Source organism: Lysobacter stagni, from assembly GCF_030053425.1.
In the GTDB taxonomy this organism is placed as follows: domain Bacteria; phylum Pseudomonadota; class Gammaproteobacteria; order Xanthomonadales; family Xanthomonadaceae; genus Lysobacter_J; species Lysobacter_J stagni.
This window is the reverse complement of the sequence record NZ_JASGBI010000001.1, coordinates 2,161,247-2,173,637: the sequence shown is the minus strand read 5'-3', so window position 1 is coordinate 2,173,637 and position 12,391 is coordinate 2,161,247. Positions and strand designations below refer to the sequence as shown.

General features: G+C 68.0%; 11 protein-coding genes. 3 read left to right on the top strand and 8 right to left on the bottom strand.

Annotated features, from left to right (window positions below):
- Nucleotides 1-13: 13 nt before the first annotated feature.
- Both QLQ15_RS10145 and QLQ15_RS10140 read right to left on the bottom strand, forming a co-directional pair.
- A complete protein-coding gene (locus QLQ15_RS10145) occupies nucleotides 14-2,110 on the bottom strand; it encodes a hypothetical protein (protein WP_283212671.1) in 2,097 nt (698 codons plus the stop codon).
- Nucleotides 2,111-2,318: 208 nt separating this feature from the next.
- The gene (locus QLQ15_RS10140; protein WP_283212670.1) at nucleotides 2,319-3,077 is read right to left on the bottom strand and encodes an FkbM family methyltransferase; all 759 of its coding nucleotides are present in this window, start codon (nucleotides 3,075-3,077) and stop codon (nucleotides 2,319-2,321) included.
- A gap of 174 nt (nucleotides 3,078-3,251) precedes the next feature.
- On the opposite strand from QLQ15_RS10140, the gene QLQ15_RS10135 reads away from it, so the two are divergent.
- Both QLQ15_RS10135 and QLQ15_RS10130 read left to right on the top strand, forming a co-directional pair.
- Entirely contained in the window at nucleotides 3,252-4,307 is a 1,056-nt protein-coding gene (locus QLQ15_RS10135) for a L,D-transpeptidase (RefSeq protein WP_283212669.1), read from the top strand.
- 158 nt (nucleotides 4,308-4,465) lie between these two features.
- Nucleotides 4,466-4,954 (top strand): YidH family protein, encoded by a 489-nt coding sequence (locus QLQ15_RS10130; RefSeq protein ID WP_283212668.1) that lies wholly within the window; start codon nucleotides 4,466-4,468, stop codon nucleotides 4,952-4,954.
- A 7-nt stretch (nucleotides 4,955-4,961) separates the two neighbouring features.
- Here QLQ15_RS10130 and QLQ15_RS10125 read toward each other — a convergent pair whose 3' ends face one another.
- Nucleotides 4,962-5,312, bottom strand: coding sequence for a hypothetical protein (locus tag QLQ15_RS10125; RefSeq protein WP_283212667.1), 351 nt, complete (start codon nucleotides 5,310-5,312; stop codon nucleotides 4,962-4,964).
- A 128-nt stretch (nucleotides 5,313-5,440) separates the two neighbouring features.
- On the bottom strand, nucleotides 5,441-6,742 hold the full coding sequence (locus QLQ15_RS10120; RefSeq protein WP_283212666.1) for a DEAD/DEAH box helicase: 1,302 nt from the start codon (nucleotides 6,740-6,742) through the stop codon (nucleotides 5,441-5,443).
- A 319-nt stretch (nucleotides 6,743-7,061) separates the two neighbouring features.
- Here QLQ15_RS10120 and QLQ15_RS10115 point away from each other — a divergent pair, with 319 nt between their 5' ends.
- Entirely contained in the window at nucleotides 7,062-8,909 is a 1,848-nt protein-coding gene (locus QLQ15_RS10115) for a monovalent cation:proton antiporter-2 (CPA2) family protein (protein ID WP_283213990.1), read from the top strand.
- Nucleotides 8,910-8,936: 27 nt separating this feature from the next.
- Here the strand turns inward: QLQ15_RS10115 and QLQ15_RS10110 are convergent, their stop codons facing one another.
- The 4 genes from QLQ15_RS10110 to QLQ15_RS10095 all read right to left on the bottom strand — a co-directional run bounded on the left by QLQ15_RS10110 (nucleotide 8,937) and on the right by QLQ15_RS10095 (nucleotide 12,282).
- Nucleotides 8,937-10,325, bottom strand: coding sequence for an MBL fold metallo-hydrolase (locus tag QLQ15_RS10110; protein ID WP_283212665.1), 1,389 nt, complete (start codon nucleotides 10,323-10,325; stop codon nucleotides 8,937-8,939).
- Between the two features lie 81 nt (nucleotides 10,326-10,406).
- A complete protein-coding gene (locus QLQ15_RS10105; protein ID WP_283212664.1) occupies nucleotides 10,407-10,706 on the bottom strand; it encodes a hypothetical protein in 300 nt (99 codons plus the stop codon).
- Between the two features lie 97 nt (nucleotides 10,707-10,803).
- On the bottom strand, nucleotides 10,804-11,130 hold the full coding sequence (locus QLQ15_RS10100) for a thioredoxin family protein (RefSeq protein WP_283212663.1): 327 nt from the start codon (nucleotides 11,128-11,130) through the stop codon (nucleotides 10,804-10,806).
- Nucleotides 11,131-11,175: 45 nt separating this feature from the next.
- On the bottom strand, nucleotides 11,176-12,282 hold the full coding sequence (locus tag QLQ15_RS10095; RefSeq protein ID WP_283212662.1) for an alpha/beta fold hydrolase: 1,107 nt from the start codon (nucleotides 12,280-12,282) through the stop codon (nucleotides 11,176-11,178).
- Nucleotides 12,283-12,391 lie beyond the last annotated feature (109 nt).

Below are 12,391 nucleotides of genomic sequence, written 5' to 3'. Positions count from 1 at the left end.
GCGAAACGCCAGCTCATCGCCGCGCACCCGAGCGCAGGGGCGACCGGTCGGCCGAGACCACGCGGGCAAGCAGCGAACCGGCACGCGGATCGATGGAACCGAGCGCGCGGAGCCGGTCAAGCAGGCGCGGATCGATGGATTCGCCCAGTGCAAGCCTTGCCTCGGCGGTGCAGCACAGCGCCTGCGTCGACAGCGCGCCTTCGAGCAGGGGAGCCGCCAGTTCGATCGCCCGCGCACAGGCGTCGGCGCTGAGGCGTCCGGTGATGCCGGATGCCTGCGCAAGCGCCAGTTCGGCCGCCTCCATGCGCAGCTGCGGGTGATCGTTTTGCTGCAGGAAGGGCGACAGGCAGGCATTGGCGTCCGAAAGCGCGGACAGCCGCGCGTTACCCACGAGGCGCGCCGCGCGCAGGCGCAGCAGGCGTGCACGCATCTGCGCGACGTCGGGCTCGTTCGGGCACATGGCATCGAGCCGCGCCAGGATCGTTCGCGCTTCCTCGAAGCGCGCTTCCGCCGCATCACCCCGCAGGTTCGAGATATCCATCGCCAGGACCTGCAGCCAGCACGACAGGTAGGCCGCGCCTGCCGATTCCGCCGTCAGCACGCCGTGATGATCACGCCGTAGATTTCGCAGGTGCAGCGCACGCGTCGCGCCTTCGGCCAGCGCCGCATGCGCCAGCTCGTTCTGGACGCGCGCCGCGTACCACTTCGTCCGATCGTGTTCTGGCGCGACGGTAACGCCATCGCGCAAACGCGCGTCGAGCTCCATCCGCAGCTTCGCGGCTTCGGCATGTCCGACCACGCCGGTACGCGCCTGCAACGCCTCCTGCAGCGACCATGCCGCGGGCGAGGCTGCATGGCCCGAACGGCGGGCGGCGGCATGCAGGACCTGCGAGGCTTCAGACAGGCGTTCGCGCCCCATGTCCAGGTCGCCGTCGGCGACGGCAACCCGCCCGCGCTGGAGCAGTGCATCCCCGAGAGCCGCTTGCAGTGCGTAGTCGCCCTGAGAGTCGGAATCCGCAGCACGGCGCAGGCAGGCGATCGCGGTATCCAGCGTACGCGCCCGAATCGCACCGCGTTCGCCTTCCGCCTGGAGACGACGCCAGGTGCCCATGCGCAACCACGCGTCATGCCGCCTCGGATCTCGGTCGAGGATACGTTGGCAGGCATCGGCGGCCTGTTCGCAGGCACGGGCTTCGCCGCTGCGCTGCGCGATGCCCCCCCACGCGGCCGCAGCGATCACCCACACCTCCGCGCTCGATCCGGGATGGACCATGGGTCCCGCCAGCGCCTCGAGCGCGCCGTCCCAGTCGCCGCCGTCCAGTTTCAACCGCGCCGACTCGAGCGCGTTGTCGTCGCGGCATCGGCCCTCCACCGATGCCGAAGCCGGTGTCTCGTGCCCGTCCTCGGCAACGTCCATGTCGATTGCACCGGGCACGGACGACGTCACGGATTGCGATGCGGCGAACACATAGAGCGGCTTGGATCGGGAGACTGCATCGGCCACTGCTGCAGGCTCGACAGAGACGGAACCCGAACCGGCCAGGGCAACCTCGTCGTGGCCGCCAGCAGGCGGCTCCACGAACAGCAACGGCGAAGGCGTGGGCACACGAGGTGTCGATGGCACTTCGGTGCGCATACGCCCGGGAGAATGTCCCGATGCCTTCGGCATGGCGCCGATCCCATCTCCCGGCGCGGCGCCGGGCAGGGCCGCCGTCTCGCATTCTTCCTGTTTGCGCATCGTCATCTGCATCCTTCGTTTCGATCGACGTCGGCCCATCGCCCGAAGCGCGGCGTACGACACGGCCCATGCGGCCGTGCCCGCCACCATCAGCAACCAGGCCACGCGATCCATGGCGGTCTGGGTGCCGTTCGGGAACCGGTTTTCCGCAATCGCCGGAGTTGCCGACGTGGCATCCCTCATGGCCAGCCCGGGTATCGCGATGGCCTTCGGTGTGGAGGGCGAGGCCGCCACCGGCACGGCTTCGATGCCCGGTGCGTTCGGGGCTCCGCCCGTGGTCGCGTGCACCGGCATCCGGTCGGCGCGGGCCTGTTGCGCAGACGCGATGCGCTGCAGGTCGATGGCTCCCCCAGATTGCGGCGGCATCGGCATTGATGCAGTGCCCGGCCCGGCACTCTCAGCATCCGCCGCCACCCCGTTAACGGATGCCGGTGGCAGTCGTCCGCCAGCGCAGGAGCTGCTCGCCGCAACGACCAGCACGAGCAGCAGCGACGGAGAAACGCCTCCGTGTGCTCCGGCGCCACCGTTCTCGCCTCGCATCGGCTCCTGCCCGCCTTTCAAACAAGGCTGGTCGATGCCGTCAGAGTTCGTCGAGCCGATCGAAGGCCACGCCGCTCCCCTGCGGCGCTGCGATCACGTTCTGGTGGACGCGTCCCGGGAAGAGGTTGATCGGGTTACCAGCGTGATTGCCGCGGGAATACAGATACGGCAGGTGTGACCAGCAGCGGTAGCCGAGCTCCTTCACGCGACGGACTTCTTCTTCGGCCGAGTCCTGCTCACCCATGCGGAAGTACAGGTGCGGGCGATGGCGGCGAATGGTCGCGGCCGCGCCATCCAGGACGCTGCACAGCTCGCCGGGATAGTTGATCTTGATCAGGTGGAGCGCGTCGAGTTCGATGTCGTCCAGCGCGCGGACCGGAACCCGTTCCTTCCGCAGTGCCGCGTCGGTGTTGGAGAGCAGTTCGCCAAGCTGGGTCTGCGCGGCGGCGCGGCCCAGCCACAACCGGTGGGTATGCACGTTGGCGAGCCCGTTGAGGGCCAGGTTGGCGCACAGCTGCTGCATGAGCATGCGATCCGGTTCGGCCACATGAACCTGCCCGCGGTCGCCTACCGCCCGCGAGAACCAGAGGGTGTGCGCACCGAACTCGCTCCCGAACTCGAATACGCAACCGTCGTCCATGACGATCTCGCTGAGCAGGTCCAGTTCCTGGTCGATCCACTCGCCGTACTGCGCCAGCGAACGCGACGGCGCGCAGCGGACGGGCACGGCATTCATCACGCCGTAGCGGGTCTTGAGGAGCTGGGGCATCGCGTCAGCGGGGCTGTGCAGGTTGTTCATCGCCGTACATCTCGTCCTGTGAGGGCGGGGCCGGACCCGCATCGCGGCATGTTCGCCTCCTGTGCCGGCGCGATGAATGAGAAACGTCCTAAAGGTTTTTGTGTGGCGCACGGGTGGCGTGCGGACCGGGCCTCGGGCTAGGCTGATCCCGCCCCTCGACGAACGGATTTTTCGATGCAGCGCTGGTTTCTCGCCCTTTCCCTCCTGCTCATCGGCGGAATCGCCCAGGCTGCGGTTCCCGTCTGGGGCGCCCGCGAGTCCAGTCCGGTCGATATCGCGCCGGCGCAGCTCAAGCCCGGCGAATGGATCTGGGGCGGCGATCATCGCGCCGGCCCCATCGCCGTCGTCGTGAGCCTGACCGAACAACGCGCGTACGTGTACCGCAACGGCATCCCGATCGGCGTCAGCACGGTCAGCACCGGCAAGCGCGGCTACGAGACGCCGACCGGCGTGTTCAACATCCTTCAGAAGAGCAAGGATCACCGTTCCAGCCTCTACAACGCCGCGCCCATGCCCTACATGCAGCGACTGACCTGGGATGGCGTCGCGCTGCATGCGGGCGGGTTGCCGGGGTATCCGGAATCGCACGGCTGCGTGCACCTTCCTTCCGAATTCGCACGCCTGCTGTTCGACGCCTCGAACATGGGCATGACGGTGGTGGTGTCCGAGGAAGGCCGCTCGCCGGTCGACATGGTCCACCCGGGCGCGCTGATCCCGATCGACGCGCGCACCGGCGTGGAAGGCGCCATTCCGCCGCTGGAAGACGGTCAGAAGTGGCGCTGGCGTCCGGAGCTTTCCACCGAAGGGCCGGTGTCGATCCTGCTCAGCGGTGGCGACCAGCGCATCGTGGTGTTCCGCAACGGCATCGAGATCGGCCGCTCGCGCGTACTGATACGCAATCCGGAACTGCCGCTCGGCACGCATGCGTACCTCGTCAAGGACGGCTTCCTGCCGGGCGACAACCCGCTGCTGCCGGGTACGAAGATGCCGAACTGGAGCACCATCGGCATCCCCGGCCGCGCCGAGGACGCTGGCAGGCTGCTCGGCCCGGAGACGATCAATCGCGTCGTCATCCCGCGCGACTTCGTCGCCGCGGTGCTGCCGCTGCTCACGCCCGGCGTGGTCATGCTGGTGACCGATGCGCGCATGACGGCACAGACCACTGGCGGTGCTCCGGTGCAGGTGCTCGACTCGGACGCGCCGGAAAGCGTGCCCGCGTCCGGACAGTGAGTACGCAGTCGCATCACGGCATCCGCATCGATGCCGTATCGCGACGTCCGCTCACGCCGCCCTAACGCAAACCCCGGACCATCCTTCGGCAAGGGCTCGGTACGCCGCCACACCGCGCGTCCCGCAGTCGATTCCCCTCACGCCGGAGGTGCGCGTCCATGGCCGTCGTCGATCCCACTCCTCCCCGCCTGCCTGATGAACTCGCCAACGAGCTGGAAGGCAAGCCGGACGCCGCGACCTCGTCCACCACGCTGTCGATCTATCGCACGCGCCTGTCGGTCTATCGCACGCAGGTGTCCAACCTGCGTTCGCACCTGGCCAACGAACGTACGCACCTGAGCTATCTGCGCACGACCGTCTCGCTGGTGGGCTTCGGCATCACGCTCAACCGCTTCAGCATCTACCTGATCCAGCAGGGCAAGACGGCCGACGACACGCGCCTGATGCTGCGCAGCGCCGGCAATGCAGGCGTGGGGATGGTGGTGCTCGGAATGGCGCTGCTGCTGTGGTCGATCTACCGCTACTGGCGCGTCGGACAGGACATCGAACGCGGCCAGTACGTCGCGCGCCAGAAGGGCACCATGGTCGCCAGCGCCGGGTTGTTCCTGCTCGGCGGCCTCACGGCGATCTGGCTGTTCCTGTTCTGATCCGGCTTCAGCCGCAACCGACGAACGCGCCGCCGTCGCCGTCCGGCACCAGGCAGGTCCGCTCGCCGTCACGTTCGAAGGTGTAGGTAGCGGGACAGAGGAATTCCGAGCCGCGCAGCGTCCCGCGTTCTTCGGGCGTCAGCAGCGTCCGCGCGGCGAGAACCACGTCGTACGCCTCCGCGCATCGCCATGACAGCGATACGGTGAGCACCAACGTCAGGCACGTGCCCACGAACGCCACGCCCAACGAAGCCCACATCGGCACGTTCCCGCGCAGCGCACACACGAACGCACCGATGCCCACCGCCGGCGGCACCACCAGCACGGCCAGCCAGCTCACCAGGTAATGGAACGGCATCCTGCCCCCGCATGCATGTGTGCGCAGGAGCTTAGGCAGGGAGCGATGCAGCCACAAGCGCATCCCCGTAAACAAAAAGCCCCGGCGGCTGCCGGGGCTTTTCGCGAATGCGCTGCAGGGGCGGAACGTCAGGCGATGCCGCTGCGCGAACCGCGGCCCTGTCCACCGCCGCGGTGCTGCTTCGGACCGGCGTGGGCGTGGCGTGCGGCAGGCTTGCCGTGCGGACGGTGTGCCGGCTTGCGTGCGCCCTGCTTCTGGCGCGGATTGGGCAGCGGCGCGTTGAGCTGGATCGGGCGCGACGGCTCGAAACCTTCCACCACCACCACTTCCACTTCGGCCTTGAGCATGTTCTGCACCTGGCGCAGCAGTCCGCCCTCTTCCGGCGCGACCAGCGACAACGCTTCGCCGCTGGCGCCATTGCGACCGGTACGACCGATGCGGTGCACGTAGTCCTCGGCCACCATCGGCAGGTCGTAGTTGATGACCAGCGGCAGGTTGGGGATGTCGAGGCCGCGCGCGGCGACGTCGGTGGCCACCAGCACGCGGGCCTTGCCGGCCTTGAACGCGTTGAGGGCCTTCTGGCGCTGCGCCTGGCTCTTGTTGCCGTGGATCGCGACCGCGACCAGGCCCGCGTCTTCCAGCTGTTCGGCCAGACGGTTGCAGCCGTGCTTGGTGCGACCGAACACGATGGCCTGATCGGTGTGGCGACGGCTCAGGATGTCGACCAGGAGGTCGCGCTTGCGGGCCACGTCGATCGGATGCGCGCGGTGCGTGATCGTCTGCGCGATGGTGTTCTGCGCGGCGACCTGCACCTGCTTCGGCTCGCGCATGAACTCCACGGCCAGCTGCTTGAGCTGCGCTTCGAACGTCGCCGAGAACATCATGGTCTGGCGATCGCGCGGCAGCTTGCCGAGGATGCGCTTCATCGCCGGCAGGAAGCCCATGTCTAGCATGCGGTCGGCTTCGTCCAGCACGAGGATCTCGACGCTGTCGAGCTTGGCGGTGCCGCGCTCCAGGTGGTCGATCAGACGGCCCGGCGTGGCGACGAGCACATCGACGCCGCGACGGAACATCTCCACCTGCGGGCCCATGCCGGCGCCGCCGAAGATGGCGCTGATGTTCATGCGCAGGTGCTTGGCATAACCGCGCAGGTTGTCGGTGACCTGCACCGCCAGTTCGCGCGTGGGGACCAGGATCAGCGCGCGCGGGCGGCGGAAGCCGTTGGCCGAGGTCTGCTTGGCCAGGCGGTTGATCAGCGGCAGGCCGAACGCGGCGGTCTTGCCGGTGCCGGTCTGCGCGCCACCGAGCAGGTCATGGCCGGCCAGCGCCAGCGGAATGGCCTGCGCCTGGATCGGCGTGGGCGTGGTGTAGTTCTGTTCGGACAGCGCGCGCAGCAACGCGGGCGCGAGCCCGAGGGTTTCGAACGTCATGGGGTGAAGCTCCTTGGTTCGCGGAGCGGCGCGCCATGAGCGCGGCGACCGCGTGATGGCTCGCGCGTTCCCTGGAACCGCGGTGCGAGCGATCGTATTGGACGGCGCCGGATGCTCCGGGCCGTGTCTGCGCGACGAAAGACGTGCGGGATAGAAGCCGTTTGCTCGGACCGCAATGCGGTCCACGGCGGGCATACCTGGGAAACGTACCCTTGCGGGAGGCAGCCGTGCGCTGAACGGGGCGCACTCTACGCGAAAGCGGCCGACGCCGCCAGCAATGTAGGCTGCCAGCCTGAACGGAATGCATCGGGGGTGGGGCATGGCGGAAGGCGGTTCGAACGAACTGGTCAGCGTGGTGGCCCTGCTGGGCGCCGCGGTGGTGGCGGTCCCGCTGTTCAGGCGGCTGGGCCTGGGCTCGGTGCTGGGCTATCTCGCCGCGGGGCTGGCCATCGGGCCCTTTGGGCTGGGCTGGTTCTCCGACCCCCAGGCGATCCTGCATGTCGCCGAACTGGGCGTGGTGATGTTCCTGTTCGTCATCGGGCTGGAAATGCGGCCTTCCCACCTGTGGAGCCTGCGCCGCCAGATCTTCGGCCTGGGCACGCTGCAGATCACCGTGTGCGCGCTGGCGCTGACGGGCGTGGGCATGGCGTTCGGCTACAGCCCGGTGGTGTCGTTCATCGGGGGCATGGGCTTCGTGCTGACCTCCACGGCCATCGTCATGCAACTGCTGTCCGAGCGGGGCGACATCGCCCTGCCCCACGGCCAGAAGATCGTCTCGGTGCTGCTGTTCGAGGATCTGCTGATCGTGCCGCTGCTGGTGCTGGTGGCGCTGCTCGCGCCGACCGGGCTGGCTCCGGTGGGAGCGGAGGTGGCAACGTCCTCGCGCTGGGCGTCCATCGCGATCGGTGCCGGCGTGATCGCCGCGCTCGTCGCCGCCGGCATCTGGCTGCTCAATCCGCTGTTCCGTCTGCTCGCTGCGGTGCGCGCACGCGAAGTGATGACGGCTGCGGCGCTGCTGGTGGTGCTCGGCTCGGCGCTTCTGATGCAGCTGGGTGGGCTATCGATGGCGATGGGCGCGTTCCTCGCCGGCGTGCTGCTGTCGGAATCGACTTTCCGGCATCAGCTGGAGGCCGACGTCGAACCGTTCCGCGGCCTGCTGCTGGGGTTGTTCTTCCTCGGTGTGGGCATGGCGCTGGACCTGTCGGTCGTCGCTTCGCACTGGACGCTGATCGTCGGCGCGGTACTGGCGATGATGGCGGCCAAGGCGGCGTGCATCTACGTCGTCGCGCGGCTACTGAAGTCCAGTCACGTGGAAGCGCTGGACCGTGCCACCCTGATGGCGCAGGGCGGCGAGTTCGCCTTCGTGCTGTATTCCACCGCCGCGGCGCGCGGCGTGATCGCCGCCGAGCACAACGCCAACCTCACCGCCATCGTCGTCCTGTCGATGGCGCTGACGCCACTGGTGGGTCTGCTGGTGCGTCCGTGGCTGCGCAAGCCGGCCGAGAAGACCGACGACCTGGAAGCCGCCGAAGGCCTCAGCGGCAGCGTGCTGATGATCGGCTTCGGCCGCTTCGGGCAGGTCGTCAGCCAGTCGCTGCTCGCGCGCGGCGTGGACGTGACCATCATCGACAACGACGTGGAGATGATCCGCAGCGCAAGCTCGTTCGGCTTCAAGATCTACTACGGCGACGGCACGCGCCTGGACGTGCTGCGCGCATCCGGCGCGGAGGCCGCGCAGGTGATCGCGATCTGCATCAACGGCAACGAAGCGGTGAACCGTATCGTCGAGTTGTCCAGGAGCGAGTTCCCGCAGGCCAGGCTCCTGGCGCGCTCCTACGATCGCGAGCATTCGCTGGCATTGATCCATGCTGGTGTCGACGTGCAGATACGCGAGACGTTCGAGTCGGCGATGAAGTTCGGCCAGGCCGCGTTGTGCCAGCTCGGCGTCGACAAGGCCGATGCGCGGGAGATCGTCGAGGAAGTGCGGCGGCGCGATGCCGAGCGCGTCGAGCTGGAACTGGCCGAAGGCCTGACCGCGGGCACGGCCATGCTGTTCGGCAACCTGCGCGCGGGGCCGACGCCCACGCCATTCACCCGTCCGCGCCAGGCCGCCACACCGCTGACGCCCGAAACCGCCGCCGCGACACAGGACGTCGCGCGCGAGTGAGTCACAGCGGCCGCGCCATGCGGCCGCTCATACCTCCAGCGTATCGCCCGGCCGCGCCAGTCGGGCCTGCACGCCGAAGTGCTCGCCGATTTCGCCGGCCAGCGCTTCGCGTGCGCGGTCCTCGCCGTGCACCAGCGCCAGCGGCGGATGCGCGGCGCCCGCGTCCCCGCCGATCGCGCCGTACCACGCCATCAGGCCGTGCTGGTCCGTATGCGCCGACAAACCGCCCACGGTGTGGCGCTGCGCGTTCACGCGCACGTCGTGACCGTGGATACGCACCCATTTCGCTCCGTCGACAAGGCGTCGGCCCAACGTGCCTTCGGCCTGGTAGCCGACGAACACCACATGCGTCTGTCGACGACCCAGTCGATGACGGAAGTGATGCAGGATGCGTCCCGCGTTCGCCATGCCGGAACCGGCGATCACGATCGCGCCGCTCTCGATGCGGTTGATCGCCATCGACTCATCCCGCGACGCGGTGAAATGCAGGTTGGGCAAGCGGAACGGATTGGGCTTGTCCTGCCACACGCGTCGCGCATCCTCGTCGAACAGGTCCGCGTGGCGGTCGTAGATGCCCACCACCTTCGCGGCCATCGGGCTGTCGAGGAAGATGCGCCAGCGCGCCATGTTCCATTCGTCCCAATGCCGCGCGAACCAGTACAGCAGCTCCTGGCTGCGTCCCACCGCGAAGGCGGGAATGAGCACGGTGCCGCCTTCGTTCCATGCCGTGTCGAGAATCTCGCCGAACTGGCGGATGGTCTCCAGGCGATCGCGATGAAGCCGATCGCCATACGTGGATTCCATGATCACCAGGTCGGCGCGGTCGATCGTCGCCGGGTCGCGCAGGATCGGCGTGCCCTTCGGACCCAGGTCGCCGGAGAACACCAGCTTCCGGCCATCGCCCCACAACTCCACGCTCGCCGAACCCAGGATGTGGCCGGCCTCGCGGAAGGCGATGTCGACGCCTGGCAGGATCGTGGTGCGCGTGTCGTAGGGCAACGGCCGCACAAGCGCCATCGCGTCGCGCACGTCGTCGCGCGTGAACAAGGGCTGCGCTTCCGGTTCGCCGGCGCGTCGATAGCGGTTGAAGCGCTCCGCATCGCCTTCGGAGATCGATGCCGCATCCGTCAGCATCACCGGCATCAGGTCCGCGGAGGCTTCCTGCGTGTAGATGGGCCCCGAGAAGCCCCGCTTCACCAGCAGCGGCACGCGGCCGATGTGGTCGATGTGCACATGGCTGATCACCAGCGCATCGAGGCCGGCGGGTTCGAATGGGAAGGCCTCGGTGTTGCGGCGCTCCGCTTCCGGGCTGCCCTGGATCATGCCGCAGTCCAGCAGCACGCGATGGCCCGCCGCTTCGACTTCGTGGAGGGAGCCGGTGACTTCGCCGGCCGCTCCGTGGAAATGCACTCGCATGCCCTGCCCTCGCCATGATGCCGCCTTCACGCTAGCACGGCGGCATCACGGTGGGATGGCGCGTGGCCCGTGCGTGTGCGTTTACAGCGGCGGTACCGTCCGGTCCTCGCGCACGACCACGGTGCCGTCGGGACGCACGTCGCGATAGACCACCGTCTCCGCGCCGCGTGGAAGGTCGCGCCAGGCGGCCAGTAGATCGGCGTTCTGCCGTTCGATCACTTCCAGGTTGCGTGCGATGCGCCGCAGGATGCCCTTGATGCCGAACACGGCGAAGGGCACGAGGATCCACAGGATCGACAGGATCAGGCCGAACGCGAACAGGCACATCCACAGGAACGTGTTGGCGCTGTAGGCGGCATTGGCGACGGTGCTGGTATCCATGGGCACTCCATGCGGGATGGGTACCGGCAGTTTTCGGAACCAGGCGTGAGATCGACGTGCAGCTTCGCGTGAGCGGATCGTGATCGATGCCGGAGATTCAGCTGGCGTCGAGCACGCGCAACGCGTCGTGAATGTCCTGCGCCGTGGCCGGCCGCACCACGCGTGCCACTTCCGCGCCATCGCGCAGCACGATGAGCGTGGGCCACAGCTTCACCCGGTACGAACGGCCCAGCGGGCGTCCCGGGCCGTCCTCGACCTTCACGTGGCGCACGTCGCGCGCACCCAGTTCCGCCTCGATCAACGGTTGCGCGCCGATGCAGTGCCCGCACCATGCGGTGCCGAACTCGAGCACCGCATCGCCGCGCCATGTGTCGACATCGGCGCGCGCGGGCTCATCGGCGGTGTAGGTGCGGGTGAACGTCATGGCGATGGCGGCGGTCAGCGTGATGCAAGCAGACCGCCCGATGCGTCATCGCGTCGTGACGTCGGCCAATGGCCGCACGTACTGCAGCAGGCTGACCAGCACCTTGCCCGGCTCTTCCCACGGGATCATGTGCGAGGAACGCTCGAACCAGACGCCCTGGCGGTACGGCGCCTTCAGCTTCGACAGCCACGCGGCGGTGGGTTCGGAGGGCGTGGTGTAGTCGTGCCGGCCCATGAACATCACCACCGGAATCGGGAACTCGCGCACCCCGGACATGTCTGTTTCCAGGAACTCCGGGAGGATGCGGCCCAACGTGAACAGATTGCCCTCGTCGATGGCGCAGCGGTCCTTGTCCTGGTACTCCGGGGACAGTTTCGAGGCCTGGTAGAAGTAATGCGCCGATTCATCGCGGAAAGCGGTCATGCCGCCGTAGTGCTGCGCCCACTTGCGCGCGGTGACGATGCGGTCGCGCGTGATCGGCGTGTTGCCCGGATACGGCGCGATGGATTCCAGCTCGCGCACGGCCACCTCGTTGCGTTGCGCCTTCGCCTGTGCGAGCGCGTAGTCGAAGCTGACGCGCTCGTTCTCGCGCACGTCGACGACCTGACCGATGCCCACGTAGGCGTAGAACAGGTCGGGGCGCTTCAGCGCGGCCTGCAGGCTGATCAGCGTGCCCCAGCTGTGGCCCATCAGGATCACTTTCTGCTTGCCGTAACGCTTGCGCACGTCCTCGGCCATGCCGATGACGTCGTCGACGTAATTCGCGATGTGGATCGTGTCGGAGATGGATGCCGGATCGGTCTCACCGAAGGTCTTGCCCGCCGCACGCTGGTCGTAGGTGACCATCGTGAAGTACTCCTCCAGCGGGCGCTGGAACTGCCACGTCGTCGGCATCAGCGGCGAAGCCGGGCCGCCGTGCACGAACAGGATGATCGGATTGGACTTGTCCTGACCGCGCACGCTCACCCACTGTTCGATGCCGCCGATGTGCGCCTTGTAGGTTTCCTGGATGCCGTTGGGCGCGACGATGCGCCCGAGGTCGGCGATGACCTTTCGCGCCGGTTCGTACGAGGCGGTGTCGGGACAGGTCTGCGCAGGCGCGGCCGTGGCCGTGCTGGCGAGGAAGAGGCAGGCCAACAGGAGTTTCTTCACGTCGTGTCCTTTCGTGCGAGAAAAAGTCGGCGGAGCTTAGGAATGCGCCGCTCTTGGCACAAGGGATACGTCGCGCGAGCCGTCCGTTGCGTACGCGTATTGCGAGCGC